Annotated in this window: 11 protein-coding genes; 3 read left to right on the forward strand and 8 right to left on the reverse strand. The window is 67.5% G+C overall.

Annotated elements, in window-relative coordinates:
• Window positions 1-30: 30 nt before the first annotated feature.
• The 3 genes from tesB to IB234_RS14130 are packed head-to-tail and all read right to left on the reverse strand — an operon-like array spanning window position 31 to window position 3,051.
• Window positions 31-900: an acyl-CoA thioesterase II gene (tesB, locus tag IB234_RS14120; protein ID WP_192318758.1), complete on the reverse strand. Its 870-nt coding sequence runs from the start codon at window positions 898-900 to the stop codon at window positions 31-33.
• Window positions 897-2,507, reverse strand: a complete 1,611-nt coding sequence (locus tag IB234_RS14125) for a SagB/ThcOx family dehydrogenase (RefSeq protein ID WP_192318760.1) — start codon at window positions 2,505-2,507, stop codon at window positions 897-899. Before IB234_RS14125 ends, tesB begins: the two co-directional genes overlap by 4 nt.
• Window positions 2,497-3,051 carry a GNAT family N-acetyltransferase gene (locus tag IB234_RS14130; protein WP_192318762.1) on the reverse strand — a complete coding sequence of 185 codons (555 nt, stop codon included), beginning with the start codon at window positions 3,049-3,051 and terminating at the stop codon, window positions 2,497-2,499. The genes IB234_RS14125 and IB234_RS14130 overlap by 11 nt, the downstream gene beginning before the upstream one ends.
• Before the next feature lie 184 nt (window positions 3,052-3,235).
• Here IB234_RS14130 and IB234_RS14135 point away from each other — a divergent pair, with 184 nt between their 5' ends.
• A complete protein-coding gene (locus IB234_RS14135; protein WP_192319108.1) occupies window positions 3,236-4,156 on the forward strand; it encodes a histone deacetylase in 921 nt (306 codons plus the stop codon).
• 124 nt (window positions 4,157-4,280) lie between these two features.
• On the opposite strand, the gene IB234_RS14140 is transcribed toward IB234_RS14135, so the two are convergent.
• On the reverse strand, window positions 4,281-5,411 hold the full coding sequence (locus IB234_RS14140) for an aminotransferase class V-fold PLP-dependent enzyme (protein ID WP_192318764.1): 1,131 nt from the start codon (window positions 5,409-5,411) through the stop codon (window positions 4,281-4,283).
• 120 nt (window positions 5,412-5,531) lie between these two features.
• Here IB234_RS14140 and IB234_RS14145 point away from each other — a divergent pair, with 120 nt between their 5' ends.
• Window positions 5,532-6,770: a TIGR03862 family flavoprotein gene (locus tag IB234_RS14145; RefSeq protein WP_192318766.1), complete on the forward strand. Its 1,239-nt coding sequence runs from the start codon at window positions 5,532-5,534 to the stop codon at window positions 6,768-6,770.
• A 143-nt stretch (window positions 6,771-6,913) separates the two neighbouring features.
• Here the strand turns inward: IB234_RS14145 and IB234_RS14150 are convergent, their stop codons facing one another.
• The 3 genes from IB234_RS14150 to IB234_RS14160 are packed head-to-tail and all read right to left on the reverse strand — an operon-like array spanning window position 6,914 to window position 13,661.
• Complete coding sequence (locus tag IB234_RS14150; RefSeq protein WP_192318768.1) at window positions 6,914-7,828, reverse strand: transglutaminase family protein; 915 nt, start codon at window positions 7,826-7,828, stop codon at window positions 6,914-6,916.
• Window positions 7,825-10,317: a circularly permuted type 2 ATP-grasp protein gene (locus tag IB234_RS14155; protein WP_192318770.1), complete on the reverse strand. Its 2,493-nt coding sequence runs from the start codon at window positions 10,315-10,317 to the stop codon at window positions 7,825-7,827. The genes IB234_RS14150 and IB234_RS14155 overlap by 4 nt, the downstream gene beginning before the upstream one ends.
• 32 nt (window positions 10,318-10,349) lie before the next feature.
• On the reverse strand, window positions 10,350-13,661 hold the full coding sequence (locus IB234_RS14160) for a DUF2126 domain-containing protein (protein WP_192318772.1): 3,312 nt from the start codon (window positions 13,659-13,661) through the stop codon (window positions 10,350-10,352).
• A 132-nt stretch (window positions 13,662-13,793) separates the two neighbouring features.
• On the opposite strand from IB234_RS14160, the gene IB234_RS14165 reads away from it, so the two are divergent.
• Window positions 13,794-14,198, forward strand: coding sequence for a bacteriohemerythrin (locus tag IB234_RS14165; RefSeq protein ID WP_192318773.1), 405 nt, complete (start codon window positions 13,794-13,796; stop codon window positions 14,196-14,198).
• Window positions 14,199-14,242: 44 nt separating this feature from the next.
• Here IB234_RS14165 and IB234_RS14170 read toward each other — a convergent pair whose 3' ends face one another.
• Entirely contained in the window at window positions 14,243-16,555 is a 2,313-nt protein-coding gene (locus tag IB234_RS14170) for a YgiQ family radical SAM protein (RefSeq protein WP_192318775.1), read from the reverse strand.
• Window positions 16,556-16,719 lie beyond the last annotated feature (164 nt).

A 16,719-nucleotide genomic window follows, 5' to 3' on the forward strand; every position in this document is an offset into this window, starting at 1 on the left:
CGAAGACCCAGTGGCGGCAGTCCTGCAAACTCACTTCCAATCCTCACGCAGGCGGGTAAGCCCCTCCTGCGCCGAGGAGGCCACCAGGCGACCGCTGCGGTCGAAGATGCTGGCGCGCGAGAAGCCGCGGGCATTGCCGGACCAGGGGCTGTCCATGGCGTACAGCAGCCAGTCGTCCATGCGCAGGTCGGCGTGGAACCACAGCGAGTGGTCGAGGCTGGCCACCTGCATGAACTTCTGGAACACCGACACGCCGTGCGGCTGCATCGAGGTGGTCAGCAGGTTGAAGTCGCTGGCGTAGGCCAGCAGCAGCTTGTGCAGTTGCGGCTCGTCCGGCAGCTGGCCGTTGGCGCGGAACCACACGTACTTGATCGGCTCGCACGGCTCGGGGGCGAAGGGATTGATGCGGGTCACCGGGCGGATCTCGATCGGCTTCTCGCTGATCATCCGATCACGCATACGCTCGGGGATCAGGTGCGCCACCTGGCGTGCGATGTCGGTCTCCGAGGGCAGGTTCTCCGGCCCCGGCACTTCGGGCATCGGCAACTGGTGATGGAAGCCCTCTTCGTCGGCCTGGAACGAGGCCGAGCAGAAGAAGATCGGCTGGCCCTTCTGCACCGCGGTGACCCGGCGGGTGCTGAAGCTGCCACCGTCACGCACGCGGTCGACGTGGTAGACCACTGGCAGGCTGGCATCGCCGGGGCGCAGGAAGTAGCCGTGCAACGAGTGCACGTGGCGCGCCTGCTCGACGGTCTGGTTGGCCGCCGACACGCACTGGCCGAGAACCTGGCCGCCGAACAGCTGGCGGAAACCCAGGTCCTGGCTGCGCCCACGGAACAGGTTTTCCTCGATCTGCTCCATGCCCAACAGGGACACCAGATCATCCAGCACTTGACTCATACATCACTCCTCGGCGGCACACGCAATTCGTTATAGGCCGGCGCGCTGGTGAGGCGCTCATCCCACACCGCGCGGCCGATAGTGAAATGGTAAAGGCTTTGCCAGCGGCTGTCGGCCAGTTCCAGCAATTCGTGCACCTGATCGTCGAAGAAACAGCCGATACCGGTACCGGACAGCCCCGCCGCCTCGGCCTCCAGATACAGCAGCTGGCCGATATGCCCACACTCCCAGTACAGCCGCGGGTAGTGCCAGGCGCCAGCGGCCAGCGCCGCGTCGAAGCGCGCCAGCATGGCCAGGGCCACGCAGCCGTCGCTGGCGATGTCCTGGCCACAGGAGAGGAAGCCGGCCAGGCCACGGGCATCGCCTTCGAGCAGGCGGTACAGCGGCAGCTCGTCGTGCACGCGCTGCCAGGCGAAGTCGCCACGCATCCCCTCCGGCTGCGGCTGGCCATCGCCGCGCGCCAGCCAGTACAGCCCCGGCTCCAGGCCCTGCACACGGTGGACGAACAGCAGCAGGTCGACCTGCGCCGGTGCAGCGCTCAGCGCGAAGGGCACCGGCGAGTTTGCCGGCAGCAGGCGGCGTAGCCAGGCGAACAGCAGCGCGGCCTGGATGCCACTGCGACCGTCGAAGGCTTGGGCGCTGCGCCGCCGATGCAGGATCGGGCGCAGCGGTAGGCCAGGATTGTCGATGCATCTATGCCCGCCCGGCGCCTGCCAGCTCAGAGCTGACTGAGCCGGTGCCCGGCACAGCGCATGCACCAGCGCCAGCTCCGGCCAATCACGGTACTGGCGCGACAGACGATTGGGCGCGCCACTCAGCTCCAGCGCCGTCAGGCCGCGCAGCAGCGTTTCGGGCAGAGCGAACTCTTCGCTCGGCGGTCCGACCCAGAGCAGGCAATCGCCATACTCGGCCTCGTGAAAACCCTCGCGATCCAGTCCCAGCAGGCCGTCCAGGCGCGCCTCGGCCACACCACCCAGCAGACGCACCTGCCAACCCTGAATCGCTGCAGCGATGCTCAGGCAGGCCAGGGCGTGGCCGAGATCGTGCTGGCAGTAGCGGTAGGCGCGCTCGCCGTACTTCCAGGCCTCGCGCCAGGGGATGCTGGCCAGGCCAAGCAGGAAGCCACCGGCCGGCAACGCGGCCTGCAGCTGCTCACCCAGCGGCGCCGGCAGCTCGGCGCGCACTTCCAGGCCGTGCGCATCCGGCGCGTAATGCGCCAGCAGCCCTGCCTCTTCGACGCTGCCCGGCGGCAACAGCAGATAAGCCTCGGTCGGGTGCAGATTGCCGGATGACGGATTGACCCGCAGCGCCCAGCGGTTGCCAACGGACTCCTTCCAGGCCGACAGGGCCAGGCTGTCGTACAGCAGTTGCGAGAGGCTGGCGCGACTCAGTGGCTGCGCCTTGCCAATAGGACCAGCGAAGGGCACGTCGTAGCCTGACGTTTCTTCCAGCGGGCGCTGCCACAGCTCGATCAGACGACTGCCGGTGTAACGGCGGAACGGCGCCGGCTGGGTCGCCCAGTCCAGTTGACCGGGGCCTGGCGCATAGGCGTTCGGCGCGTGCTTGCTGAGTTCGTGATAGGCACGCACCTGCTGTTCAGCGTCCATGCCAGCCCTCCCGCTTGATGCGATAGAGCAGATGCGGACGTAGCGGATGGCCAGGCGGCAGGCCGGGATGCTCGAAGTCATCGGCCGGATCGCGCTGCATGCCCAGGCGCTGCATCACGCCCCAGGAGCGTCGATTGGCCGGTACGGTGAAGGCCACCACTTCGTCCAGCGCCAAATCCTCGAAGGCGAACTGCAACGAACGCTGCGCCGCTTCCAGAGCATAACCTTGGCCCCAGTAGGATCGAGCCAGGCGCCAACCAGTCTCCACCGCCGGTACGAAGGGCGCATCGAAGCCAACCCGCGCCAGCCCGGTGAAACCGATAAAGGCACCATCCTCGCGCCCCTGCAGCGCCCAGAAGGTGAAGCCATGCTCGGCCTGGTGCGCCATCAACTTGCCGAGCAGCGCGGCGCTGCCGGCGCGGTCCTGCACGGCGGGAAAATGCGCCATCACCTCGGGGTCGGCGCACAGCTGCGCCAGGGCGTCGAGATCGTCGTCGCGCCAGGGCCGCAGGATCAGGCGCTCGCTGTTCAGGGGGTTGGTCATATACTGCGCTTACCTTTGAGAGAACCTGTTTACGATCTTCTGGATTAGAGCCAGACAAGGCAAAAACGGCCGAGGAAGCGGAGTTTACGAGCTGTAAATGAGTATTCCGAGACGCCGCGTCCCGGGCCGTTTTTAACGCGGTATGGCCGCGAGCCAGGAGATCGTAAATAGGTTCTGAGAACTCATTATGCTGCCGCTGATCTACCACGACGACTACAGCCCACCCTTCCCGGCCAACCACCGCTTCCCCATGGAGAAGTTTCGCCTTCTGCGCGATCACCTGGTGGACAGCGGTCTGGTGCGCGACGAAGAGCTGCATCGCCCGGAAATCTGCCCACCGGAGATCCTCGCCCTGGCGCACTGCCCGGACTATATCGAGCGCTTCGCCAGCGGCGAGCTGACCTATCAGGAGCAGCGCCGTCTCGGCCTGCCCTGGAGTCCAGCGCTGGCCCGGCGCACCGTGCGCGCTGTGGGTGGCTCGCTGCTGGCCGCCGACCTGGCCCTCGAACACGGCATGGCCTGCCACCTGGCCGGCGGCACTCACCATGCACACTTCGCCGAGGCCTCCGGCTTCTGCATCTTCAACGACCTGGCGGTGATCGCCCGTTACCTGCTGGAGAGCGGCCGCGTCGGCCGGGTGCTGATCTATGACTGCGACGTGCACCAGGGCGACGGTACCGCGCGCCTGCTGGAGAAGGTGCCGGACGCCATCACGGTATCGCTGCACTGCGAGAAGAATTTCCCGGCGCGCAAGGCCAGAAGCGACTGGGACATCGGCCTGCCCATCGGCATGGGCGACGCCGATTATCTGAAGGTGGTGCATGACAGCCTGGGCTACCTGCTGGCCCTGTACCAGCCGGATATCGTGCTCTACGACGGCGGCGTCGATGTGCACAAGGACGACCGCCTCGGCTATCTGCAGCTGACCGACGCCGGCATCGCCGCCCGCGACGAGGTGGTGTTCCACCACTGTCTGGAGCGCGACATTCCGGTAGTCGGGGTGATCGGCGGCGGCTACGACCAGGATCGCGCCCTGCTCGCCCGCCGCCACGGCATTCTGCATCACAGCGCCGCGCGGGTATGGCGCGCGGCGGGGCTGCGCTGATTTTCTAGGGGCTTTTGAGCTAGAGCCAGGCAAAGCGAAATTGGTTGAGGGCGCGGAGTTTACAAACAGTAAATGAGCAGCCCGATACCAATTTCAACGCAGCCTGGCCGACGATCAAGAGGGCCTAGGCCAGAACCTTGTCCAGCGCCTGCTCCAGCGTAGCGACGGTGCGCTCGACATTACCTAGCTTGTCCAGGCCGAACAGGCCGAGACGAAAGGTCTGGAAGTCCGCCGGCTCGTCGCACTGCAGCGGCACGCCGGCAGCGGTTTGCAGGCCCTGAGCAGCGAACTTGCTGCCGCTCTTGATCTGCGCATCGTCGGTGTAGCAGACCACCACGCCGGGCGCCTCGAAGCCCTCGGCGGCGACGCTCTTGAAGCCCTTGGCCGCCAACAGCGCACGCACGCGTCGGCCCAGCTCACGCTGCTGTTCGCAGACCTTGGCGAAGCCCTTGGTCTCGGCCTCCTGCATCGCGTCGCGGAAGCGCGCCAGGGCGTCGCTGGGCATGGTCGCGTGGTAGGCGTGGCCGCCCTGCTCGTAGGCCTGCATGATCTGCAGCCACTTTTTCAGGTCGCAGGCGAAGCTGCTGCTCTGGGTCGCCTCGACACGGGCCTGGGCCGCCGCACTGAGCATCACCAGGGCGCAGCAGGGCGAAGCGCTCCAGCCCTTCTGCGGCGCGCTGATCAGCACGTCGACGCCGCACGCCTGCATGTCCACCCAGAGGGTGCCGGAGGCGATGCAGTCGAGCACGAACAGGCCGCCCACCGCATGCACGGCATCGGCCACCGCGCGCAAATAGTCGTCCGGCAGGATCATCCCCGAGGCAGTCTCCACATGGGGCGCGAACACCACCTGCGGCTTCTCGGCGGCGATGGTCGCCAGCACCTCGTCCAGCGGCGCCGGCGCATAGGCGGCCTGGCTGCCCTCGCTGACCGGGCGCGCCTTGAGTACGGTGGATGAGGCGGGGATCTGGCCCATCTCGAAGATCTGCGTCCAGCGGTAGCTGAACCAGCCGTTACGGATCACCAGGGCCTTCTGCCCGGTCGCCAGCTGGCGCGCCACCGCCTCCATGCCGAAGGTGCCGCTGCCGGGCACCACGGCCACGGCGTGGGCGTTGTAGACCTGCTTCAAGGTGCTGGAAATGTCCCGCATCACGCCCTGGAAGGACTGCGACATATGATTGAGAGAGCGGTCGGTGTAGACCACCGAATATTCGAGCAGACCTTCGGGGTCGACGCTGGGATAGAGGCCGGACATGACACTGGCTCCTGCTGGGATTAAAGCCCCAGACCCTGCCCGAAGCCCGCGCAGATGACAAGGCTGGCGACCGATGCCTCGGGTAGAATGCCGGCTTTCCCGCGCCAATTGCGACTCGCCATGACCAACTCCGCCACTCGTCCCGCCCCCTGCGTCGCCATCATCGGCGGCGGCCCCGCCGGGCTGATGGCCGCCGAGGTGCTGGCCGCCGGTGGCGCGCGGGTCGAGCTGTTCGACGCCATGCCCTCGGTCGGGCGCAAGTTCCTCCTGGCCGGTGTCGGCGGGATGAACATCACCCACTCGGAAGCCAAGGCGCCGTTCCTCGCCCGCTACCGCGAGCGTGAACAGGAGATCGCCGCGCTGCTGGCGGACTTCGACGCCGAAGCCCTGCGCGAGTGGATTCATGGCCTGGGCATCGACACCTTCATCGGAACATCGGGAAGAGTGTTCCCCACCGATATGAAGGCCGCGCCACTGCTGCGCGCCTGGCTCAAGCGCCTGCGCGAGGCCGGCGTGGCGATCCATACGCGCAGCCGCTGGCTGGGCTGGAATGACCAGGGCGAGTTGCGTCTCGCCACACCGGATGGTGAGCGCCTGGTTGCCGCCGATGCCTGCGTGCTGGCCCTGGGCGGCGGCAGCTGGGCACGGCTTGGCTCGGACGGCGCCTGGGTGCCGCCGCTGGAGCAGCGCGGAGTCGGTATCTCACAGCTGCGCCCGGCCAACAGTGGCTTCGAAGTGGCCGGCTGGAGCGAGCACCTGCGGGGAAGATTCTCCGGCGCACCGCTGAAGAACGTCACTCTGGCACTGGACGGCGAGGCACCTCGGCGTGGCGAGTTCGTTCTCACCGAACACGGCATCGAAGGCAGCCTGGTCTACGCGCTGTCCGCCGCCATTCGCCAGCGCATCGAGCAGCACGGCCGCGCGCGGATTTATCTGGATCTACAGCCAGATCGCGATCTGGAGAAAGTCACTGCACTGCTAAGCAAGCCACGCGGCTCGGCGTCGATGGCCAAGCACCTGCACCGCCAGCTCGGCCTGGACGGCGCCAGGGCCGCGCTGCTGCGCGAGCTGACCCGTGCCGATGACTTCGCCGATATGCGCCGTCTGGCGCGAGCGATCAAGGCACTGCCAATCGAACTACTGCGCACCCGCCCGCTGGACGAAGCCATCTCCAGTGCTGGTGGGGTGACCTTCGCGGCGCTCGACGAACAGCTGATGCTGCGCGCCCTTCCCGGCACCTTCTGCGCCGGCGAGATGCTCGACTGGGAAGCCCCCACCGGCGGCTACCTGCTTACCGCCTGTTTTGCCAGCGGGCGAGTGGCGGGATTGGGTGCGCTGGAGTGGCTCAAGCGGCGGTAGCCCAGATGTCACCCGGGCTACGGGCGACATCCCCTCTCCCATTTATGGGAGAGGGTTAGGGAGAGGGCGCTTTATGGTTATCACCCTCTCCCCCGGCCCCTCTCCCGCATGCAGGAGAGGGGAGCACAGGCATCTCGCGCGCCTCACCCCACCGCCGGCAACGGCTCTTCCAGTGGCGTCACCGTCACCCGCACGTCCGGATCATGGCTGCCGCCGCCGAGGATCACCCCGCGCAGCGGCGAGACGTCGGCGAAATCGCGGCCCCAGCCAAGGGTGATGTGCTCCAGCGCCGGCAGCAGGTTGTTGGTCGGGTCGAAGTCCACCCAACCCTGGCGCGGGCAGTACACCGAGACCCAGGCGTGCGAGGCGTCGGCGCCGATCAGCCGGGGCTGGCCGGGTGGCGGCTGGGTCAGCAGGTAGCCGCTGACGTAGCGCGCCGCCAGGCCCTGGGAGCGCAGGCAGGCGAGCATCAGGTGGGCGAAGTCCTGGCACACGCCGCGGCGCTCCTCCAGCACCTGCAGCAGCGGGGTTGCCACCTGGGTAGCGGCGGCGTCGAAGGTGAATTCCTTGAAGATCTTCTGCATCAACGCGCGTACTGCCAGCAGCAGCGGCCGGCCCGGGGCGAAGCAGTCGGCAGCGAACGTGGCGAAGGCCTGCTTGAGGTGCACGTAGGGCGACTGGAAACGGTAGCGCGCCGCCTCCAGCAGCTCGGCGGGCAACGGCTGGCCGGAGTAGCGCAGCGCAGCGACCGCCTCTTCCCAGGCTGGCGAATCCTCCAGCACCAGACCCTCGCGAGCCAGCACCTCGACGCGCAGGCAGGCGATCACCCGCAGCTCGTCGTGGGGGCGCTCGAAGGCCAAACGGGTCAGCGGATTGCCGAACAGGTCGAGACCGTCCTGGCGCCGGGTCGGCTGCGGGGTGATGGTCAGATGTCGCTCGTGGCACAGCTGTCGGGCGCAGTCACGCGGCCACAGATGGGCCAACTGCTGGGCCAGGGAAACCGGCGCCGAGTAGCAGTAATGGGTGTCGTGGAGAACCTGATAATGAGCGCGCTTCATGACGAGAGTGTCCCGCGACTGGCATCCACGTGCACGAAGAAGCGCAGGGCCAGTTGGTCGGAGACCTCGCCAGACGCTTCGCCGATCTGCAGCAACAGGCCGGCCAGGCCGCCCAGCACGGCGCGCACGCCGGAGGTGCCGAACAGCGGGCTCTCCAGGCTGCCCAGGCGGAAGGTGGCGAGCTTGCTGGCCAGCTCATCCAGGCGACTGCCGGCGACGAAGCCGAAGCCTTCTTCGAGACGCTCCAGCGAGCGCAGCATCTGCCGCAGTTGGAACAGCACGGCGTGCGGGTTCTGTTCGTCGAGCAGAAGCAGGTCGAGCACCGGGATCAGCTGGGCGCTGGCCAGGTAGCGGGTGCGGTAGGTGATGCTGCTGTTGCCCAGCTCCAGCAGCCACTCCAGCGCCGACTGGTCGTGCACCGCGTGGCTGCGCAGGAAGCCGGCGACGCTCTCGCAGAGGAACTGCAGGCGCTCCACGCAGCGGCCGAGCATAAGGAAGCGCCAGCCATCGTCGCGGGTCATGTCGTCGAGGGCGAAGCCGGCCAGGGCCGCCAGCGACATCAGCAGGCGGTTGAGGAAATCCAGCAGGTCACCGAAGTCCGCACCCTCGCGTTCCAGGCTCTGGGCCTCGCGCTGCAGCTCGACCAGCGCCTGCCAGTTGGCCTGGGACAGCTTGCCGCGCACGCTGCCGGCAGCCCACTGCAAGCGTTGCAGATTGGCACGCAGGCTGGTCGGCCAGTCGGCGCCGAGCAGCGCCTCGAACAGGCGCTGCTCCAGGCTGCCGCTGCCGGCATCCGGCAGCAGGCCGAGGCTCTCGCCCAGGGAAAGCGCGGCCTGCAGCGCCTGCGGATCGTCATCATCGTCGACGTAGCGGGCCAGCATGATGCGCAGCAGGCGCGCGCTATCTTCGCAACGCTCGCCGTAGCGGCCGAACCAGAACAGGTTTTCCACCACCCGCGACGGCAGGTAAGGGTCGCTGCGCACCAGGTCGGCCACGCCGAGCGGGCGCAGCCACTGCCAGGGCTCGCCGCCGGGGTGGCGTTCGCCGAGCACCCAGGTGTCCTTGCTCGCCCCGCCACGCTGCATCGACACCACCTCGGCGTCGGCATCGGCGGCGACGCGGGTCAGGCCGCCGGGCAGCACGCGGTAGCCGTCGGCGCTGGCCACGGCGTACACGCGCATACCGATGGCGCGCGGCACCACGCCGCCCTCCTCGGCCAGCCACACCGGCGCCTGCGACAGCTGCGCGCGGGCCTGCGCCACGTAAGCGTAGGGCCGCGCCTGGATGCGTTCGGCCAGGGCAGCGCGCTGGGCCTCGTCGAGGTCGCGGCCGAACTGGGCGACGAAACTCTGGGAGGGGAAGCTCGGCCGTACCAGCAGTTCGTCGAGCTTGCCCAGCGCCTCTTCCAGCACCGGCTCCTCGCCGCACCACCAGCTGGCGATGGAGGGCAGCAGCAGCTCCTCGCCCAGCCACTTCTCGGCGATGGCCGGCAGGAAGCCGGGCAGGCCGGGCGACTCCAGCACGCCACTGCCGAGCGCGTTGGCCACCAGCACGTTGCCCTGGCGCACCGCCTCCAGCAGGCCGGGCACGCCAAGGGCGGAGTCGGTGCGCAGCTCCAGCGGGTCGCAGTAGTCGTCGTCCAGGCGGCGCAGCACGGCGTGCACGCGGCGCAGGCCGGCCAGGGTCTTCAGGTAGAGTTTGGCGTCGCGCACGGTGAGGTCGCTGCCCTCGACCAGCGGGTAGCCGAGCTGGCGCGCCAGGTACAGGTGCTCGAAGTAGCTCTCGTTGAAGCGGCCGGGAGTGAGCAGCACCACCAGCGGCGTCTCGCCCTCGGCCGGGGCCTGGCGCGCCAGGGTGTCCTGCAGGGTGCGGAAGAAGCCGGCCAGGTACTGCACGCGCAGGTCGCGATACAGCTCGGGGAAGGCGCGCGAGAGGATCTGCCGGTTCTCCAGCGCGTAGCCGGCGCCGGAGGGCGCCTGGGTGCGGTCGGCTGTGACCCACCAGCGACCGTCCGGGGCACGCGCCAGGTCCACTGCGTACAGGTGGAGGAAGGTGCCGCCGGGCGGCTGGATGCCCTGGCAGGGCCAGAGGAAGTTGTCGTGGCCGAACACCAGCTCGGTCGGCAGCAGGCCCTCGGCGAGCAGCTGCTGCGAGCCGTACAGGTCGGCCAGCACGGCGTTGAGCAGGCCGGCGCGCTGGGCCACGCCGGCGGCGATCTGCTGCCACTCCTCGGCAGGGATCAGGTTGGGCAGCAGGTCCAACTCCCAGGGGCGGTCGGCGCCCTCCGGGTCGGCGTAGACGTTGTAGGTAACGCCGTTCTCCTGGATCTGCCGCGCCAGCATGGCCTGGCGCTGCTGCAGCTGCGCCGGGCTGCTGCGCTGCAGCTGGTCGAACAGGCGGCGCCAGTGCGGGCGCACCTGGCCCTGGGCGTCGAGCAATTCGTGGTAGGCCGCGCCGGGGCGCGGGTAATCGGCAAGCAAATCAGGCATGCAAGTCTCGCAAGGCGCCCTGGCGCCGGGCATCAGCCGCGGCGCAGGTCCAGGGTCATGGGCAATTCATTATTGTTGATCGCTGCCTCCACCGACAGCTCGCCCGGGCTGTGCCCGTGACGGAAGAAACGCGCCATGCGCCGGCTTTCGGCGGCGTAAGCGTTGACCGGTAGCGCCTCGAAATTGCGCCCGCCGGGATGCGCCACATGGTACTGGCAGCCGCCCAGGGAGCGCTGCATCCAGGTATCGACCAGGTCGAACACCAGTGGTGCGTGCACGCCGATGGTCGGTTGCAGGCAGTTGGCCGGCTGCCAGGCGCGGTAACGCACGCCGCCGACGAACTCGCCGACCTTGCCGGTCGGGCGCAGCGGTACCGGCACGCCATTGCAGGTGAGCAGGTAGCGGTCCGGGGCCAGGCCGTCGAGGCGTACCTGCACGCGCTCCAGCGAGGAATCCACGTAGCGCACGGTGCCACCGACGGCGCCCTCCTCGCCCAGCACGTGCCAGGGTTCCAGGGCCTGGCGCAGTTCCAGCTCGATGCCCTTCACCGCGTAGTCGCCCAGCTTGGGGAAGCGGAATTCCAGGTGCGGGGCGAACCACTCGGCGCGCAGCGGATAGCCGGCGGCGTTGAGGTCGAAGATGACGTCGGCGAAGTCCTGCTCGACGAAGTGCGGCAGCAGGAAGCGGTCGTGCAACTCGGTGCCCCAGCGCGCCAGCTTGGCCGGGCGGTAGGGCTCGTTCCAGAAGCGCGCGATCAGCGCACGCAGCAGCAGTTGCTGGACCAGGCTCATGCGCGCATGCGGCGGCATCTCGAAGGCACGCAGTTCGAGCAGGCCGAGGCGGCCGCTGCTGGAGTCCGGCGAGTACAGCTTGTCGATGCAGAACTCGGCGCGATGGGTGTTGCCGGTGACGTCCACCAGCAGGTTGCGCAGCAGGCGGTCGATCAGCCAGGGCGGGCATTCGCGGCCCGGCTCGGGCATCTGGGCGAAGGCGATCTCCAGTTCGTAGAGGGCGTCGTTGCGCGCTTCGTCCACCCGTGGCGCCTGCGAGGTCGGGCCGATGAACAGGCCGCTGAACAGGTAGGACAGCGACGGGTGGTTATGCCAGTAGCTGATCAGGCTGCGCAGCAGGTCCGGGCGACGCAGGAAGGGCGACTCGGCCGGAGTGGCGCCGCCGAGAACGAAGTGGTTGCCGCCGCCAGTACCGGTGTGGCGGCCGTCGAGCATGAACTTCTCGCTGGAGAGCCGGCACTGGCGTGCGGCCTCGTAGAGGAACTCGGTGCGCTCGACCAGCTCGTCCCAGTTGGAAGCCGGATGGATGTTCACCTCGATCACGCCGGGGTCCGGGGTGACGCGGAAATAGGTCAGACGCGGGTCCTGCGGCGGCTCGTAGCCCTCCAGCAGCACCGGGCAGCGCAGCTCGCGGGCGGTGGCCTCGATGGCGGCGACCAGCTCCAGGTAGTCGTCCAGGCGCTGCAGCGGCGGCATGAACAGGTACAGGCGGCCGTCGCGCGGTTCGGCGCACAGCGCGGTACGCACGATGCCGGCGGCCGACTCGTTGAGTCCGGGCGCCTGCGGGCCCTCGCCCTCGAGCAGCGGCTTGCCGTTGCCAGCGGGGTGCAGCGGCCGGCGCAGCTGTTGCTGGATGCTCTGCCGGCTGGGCAGTGGCGGGAACGGCTGGTGCGGGTCCTGACCGGTGACGTAGGGATAGTCCAGCTCGCCGACCCAGGGCTGCGAGTCCAGCGGCAGGCGATAGCCCAACGCCGAGTCGCCGGGAATCAGTCGGCAGTGTTCGTCGCGCAGGAACCAGGGGCCGGTCAGCCAGGCGTCGTCGCCGGCGCTGCGCATCAACGGCAGCACATGCCCGACCACCTCGCCGAGACCACGGCAGAACACCTTACGCAGGCGCTCGCGCTCCAGCGGATCACTCAGGCGCGCATCATCCGGGGCGACGTTGGCCGGCAGGCGGCGTTCGCGCCACAGGTAGTAGAGCCAGTCTTCGTAGGCCGGGAACACATGCTCGGCCTCCAGGCCGAGGTGCCCGGCCAGGGTGCCGAGGAAGCGCGCGGCCAGGCGCGCATCGGCGCCGTAGTAGCGGGTCTCGTCGGCGTACAGCGCCGGGTCCTGCCAGATCGGCTCGCCGTCCTTGCGCCAGAAACAGTTGAGCGACCAGCGTGGCAACTGCTCGCCGGGGTACCACTTGCCCTGGCCGAAATGCACCAGCGCCTGCGGCGCGTAGTGCGCGCGCAGACGATGGAACAGGTCGGCGGCCAGGGCACGCTTGTTCGGGCCCATAGCCGCGGTGTTCCACTCGGCGTCGTCCGGGTAGTCGAGGGAGACGAAGGTCGGCTCGCCGCCCATGGTCAGGCGCACGTCGCCGTAGGTCAGCTCGGCGTCGACCTGGCGGCCGAGGTTGAGGATGTCCTGCCACTGCTCCTCGTCGTACGGTTTGGTGACCCGCGGCGCCTCCCAGATGCGCTCGACGCGCATGTCGTGCTCGAACTCGCATTCACACTCATCAAGCACGCCGCTGATCGGCGCTGCCGAGGACGGCTCCGGGCTGCAGGCCAGCGGCACGTGGCCCTCGCCGGCGAACAGGCCGGAAGTCGGATCGAGGCCGATCCAGCCGGCGCCGGGCAGGTACACCTCGCACCAGGCGTGCAGGTCGGTGAAGTCCTGTTCGGTGCCGCTGGGGCCGTCGAGGGATTTGACGTCGGCGGTGAGCTGGATCAGATAACCGGAGACGAAGCGCGCAGCGAGGCCCAGGTGGCGCAGCAGCTGCACCAGCAGCCAGGCCGAGTCGCGGCACGAGCCGGAGGCCAGCTCCAGGGTCTCTTCCGGCGTCTGCACGCCGGGCTCCATGCGGATCAGGTAGCGGATGTCGTGGGACAGGCGCTGGTTCAGCGCCACCAGGAAGTCGACGCTCGCGGTCGGCTTACGGTCGACGCCGGCCAGGTACTTGGTGAACAAAGCGCCACCGGCCTCGGTGACCAGGTACGGCGCCAGCTCGCGCTGCTCGCCCTCGACATAGGCAAAGGGAATCTTCTCGGCATGTGGTTCGAGGAAGAAGTCGAAGGGGTTGAACACCGCCATCTCAGCGACCAGGTCGACGGTGACCCGCAGCTCCTCGGTCTTCTCCGGAAACACCAGGCGCGCCAGGTAGTTGCCCTGCGGGTCCTGCTGCCAGTTGACGAAGTGCTCGCCCGGCGAGACCTGCAACGCATAGGAGAGGATGCGCGTGCGGCTATGCGGCGCGGGGCGCAGGCGGACTACCTGCGGGCCGAGGTTGATCGGGCGGTCGTAGCGGTAGTGCGTGACGTGCTGCAGTGCGACATGGATCGACACGGCGTGCCTCCTGCGAGCCAGGGCGATACCTGAGAGGGGCAAGAGTTGTGCCACTGGCATTGACCGGGATCAAAGAGACATTGGCGGCGCCGGGCAAGATCGTCGGAATAACAACGAGGGGAGCAGGGGCGCATGGTCTTCATGCCGTGGACACAAGCACTTGAGGTAGGGATAGAGGAGATAGATGAGCAACATCGCTGGCTGGTGGACCAGACCAACAGTCTGCACGAGGCACTACAGGGCGGAGCCTCGCGCGAGCAGGTTGGCGAGTTGCTGGAAGGCCTGATGGACTATGTGATGAACCACTTCATCGTCGAGGAGAACCTGTTTTCACGGCTCGGCTACCCCGAGGCCGAGGCGCACCAGGCCCAGCACAACCTGTTCAGCGGCCAGGTGATGACGCTACTGGCACGGCACGAATCCGATGAAGAGGTCGGGGCGGATGCCCTGGAGCTGCTCAAGGACTGGCTGGTGCACCATATCCTCAAGGTGGACAAGGCGTACGTGGCGCACTTCCGCGATCACGGGCTGGGCTGACTCAGCGCGCACCCTAGTGGTGCGCGCACACCCTGGCACTCGCCTCAGCGCGGTGCAACAGGACGCTTGATGGGCTTCTTGCCGGAATTGCCTCCGGACTTCTCTGCCTTGCGCCGTGCCTCGGCGGCGGCCTTGGCTTGCTCACGCTTGTCCCAGGCCTTGCTGCCGTCGCTAGCGCGCGGAGGCAAACCGGTGTGCTGGGTGAGGATACGACCAACCGTCTTGCCCTTGTCACCGCCATTGCCGGCGACCTTCTTGCTGCCGGCCGGGGTGGAGTTCTTGCGCCGGGCGCTCTGGTACTCGTCGGTCTGCGGCTGGTAGGTCGGGATCAGCTGGTGCTTGCCGTTGCCGATCAGGTCGCTGCGCCCCATGCGCTCCAGCGCCTCGCGCAGCATCGGCCAACCCTTCGGGTCGTGGTAACGCAGGAAGGCCTTGTGCAGGCGACGCTGCTCCTCGCTCTTGACGATGGTCACGCCGTCGCTCTTGTAGGTGACCTTGCGCAGCGGGTTCTTGCCCGAGTGGTACATGGCCGTGGCCGAGGCCATCGGCGAGGGATAGAACGCCTGCACCTGGTCGGCGCGGAAGCCGTTGCGCTTGAGCCACAGCGCGAGGTTCATCATGTCCTCGTCGGTGGTGCCCGGGTGGGCGGCGATGAAGTATGGGATCAGGTACTGCTCTTTACCTGCTTCCTTCGAGTACTTCTCGAACATGCGCTTGAACTTGTCGTAGCTACCGATGCCCGGCTTCATCATCTGATTCAGCGGGCCTTCCTCGGTATGCTCCGGGGCGATCTTCAGGTAGCCACCGACATGGTGGGTCACCAGCTCCTTGACGTACTCCGGCGACTCGACGGCGAGGTCGTAGCGCAGGCCGGAGGCGATCAGGATCTTCTTCACGCCCGGCAGGGCGCGGGCCTTGCGGTACAGCTCGATCAACGAGCTGTGGTCGGTATTCAGGTTCGGGCAGATGCCGGGGAACACACAGGACGGCTTGCGGCAGGCGGATTCGATTTCCGAGCTCTTGCAGGCGATGCGGTACATGTTGGCGGTCGGCCCGCCGAGGTCGGAGACCACGCCGGTGAAGCCCGGCACCTTCTTCATCTCCTCGATTTCGGCGAGGATCGACTCATGCGAGCGGTTCTGGATGATGCGACCCTCGTGCTCGGTGATCGAGCAGAAGGTGCAGCCACCAAAGCAGCCACGCATGATGTTGACCGAGAAGCGGATCATCTCGTAGGCAGGGATCTTCTCCTTGCCGTAATCCGGGTGCGGCACGCGCGCATAGGGCATGCCGAACACGTAGTCCATTTCCTCGGTGGTCATCGGGATGGGTGGCGGGTTGAACCACACATCTACCTCACCATGCTTCTGCACCAGGGCGCGGGCGTTGCCCGGGTTCGTCTCCAGGTGCAGCACGCGGTTGGCGTGGGCGTAGAGCACGGGGTCGTTGCGCACCTTCTCGAAGGACGGCAGGCGGATCACCGTCTTGGCGCGGGTCATCTTCGGACTGGGCAGCAGCTCGACGACCTTGGCCTCGTTGGGGTCTTCGACCGGAGAGGCCTCGCCCTTGTCCTGCTCGATGGCGCAGGCAGCGGTGTCCTGGGTGTTCACATAGGGGTTGATGATCTTGTCGATCTTGCCCGGGCGGTCGATGCGGGTGGAGTCCACTTCGAACCAGCCCTCCGGAGTATCGCGGCGAACGAAGGCCGTACCGCGCACATCGGTGATCTGCTCGATCTGCTCGCCGAAGGCCAGGCGCTGGGCAATCTCGACCACCGCACGCTCGGCGTTGCCGTACAGCAGGATGTCGGCGGTGGCGTCCATCAGGATCGAGCGGCGCACTTTGTCCTGCCAGTAGTCATAGTGGGCGATACGACGCAGAGAGGCCTCGATGCCGCCGAGGATCACCGGGGTCTGGCTGTAGGCCTCCTTGCAGCGCTGGCTATACACCAGGCTGGCGCGGTCCGGGCGCTTGCCGGCGAGGCCGCCAGGGGTATACGCGTCATCGCTGCGGACCTTCTTGTCCGCCGTGTAGCGGTTGATCATCGAATCCATGTTGCCCGCCGCCACACCGAAGAACAGATTCGGCTGGCCGAGCTTCATGAAGTCGTCCTTGGAGCGCCAATCCGGCTGGGCGATGATGCCCACGCGGAAACCCTGGGCCTCCAGCAGGCGGCCGATGATGGCCATGCCGAACGATGGATGATCGACGTATGCATCCCCGGTGACGATGATGATGTCGCAGCTGTCCCAGCCGAGCTGATCCATCTCCGCCCGGTTCATTGGCAGGAAAGGAGCGGGTCCGAAACACTCGGCCCAGTATTTCGGATAGTCGAACAGCGGCTTGGCAGCTTGCATATTTTTTGATCAGACGGGCTCTCACGGGGGCGCGGAATATAGCACAAAAAATATACAGAGTCCGACCAAGCTACTCGGACGCATCCTGCCGCTGATTTGTGATCACGATCACTTACATGGCTATACTCCCGCCTGATTGCCCACACCAATAAGAACCCGGTTCA

The sequence above is a fragment of the Pseudomonas sp. PDM16 genome (assembly GCF_014851865.1).
Lineage (GTDB): Bacteria > Pseudomonadota > Gammaproteobacteria > Pseudomonadales > Pseudomonadaceae > Aquipseudomonas.

Bases quoted from the DNA above. Each gene is read 5' to 3' on its own strand.
- IB234_RS14165 (WP_192318773.1), top strand. From the start codon at position 13,794: ATGGTCTTCATGCCGTGGACACAAGCACTTGAGGTAGGGATAGAGGAG.
- IB234_RS14125 (WP_192318760.1), bottom strand. From the start codon at position 2,507: ATGGACGCTGAACAGCAGGTGCGTGCCTATCACGAACTCAGCAAGCAC.
- IB234_RS14140 (WP_192318764.1), bottom strand. From the start codon at position 5,411: ATGTCCGGCCTCTATCCCAGCGTCGACCCCGAAGGTCTGCTCGAATAT.
- IB234_RS14170 (WP_192318775.1), bottom strand. From the start codon at position 16,555: ATGCAAGCTGCCAAGCCGCTGTTCGACTATCCGAAATACTGGGCCGAG.
- IB234_RS14145 (WP_192318766.1), top strand. From the start codon at position 5,532: ATGACCAACTCCGCCACTCGTCCCGCCCCCTGCGTCGCCATCATCGGC.
- tesB (WP_192318758.1), bottom strand. From the start codon at position 900: ATGAGTCAAGTGCTGGATGATCTGGTGTCCCTGTTGGGCATGGAGCAG.
- IB234_RS14155 (WP_192318770.1), bottom strand. From the start codon at position 10,317: ATGCCTGATTTGCTTGCCGATTACCCGCGCCCCGGCGCGGCCTACCAC.
- IB234_RS14130 (WP_192318762.1), bottom strand. From the start codon at position 3,051: ATGACCAACCCCCTGAACAGCGAGCGCCTGATCCTGCGGCCCTGGCGC.
- IB234_RS14150 (WP_192318768.1), bottom strand. From the start codon at position 7,828: ATGAAGCGCGCTCATTATCAGGTTCTCCACGACACCCATTACTGCTAC.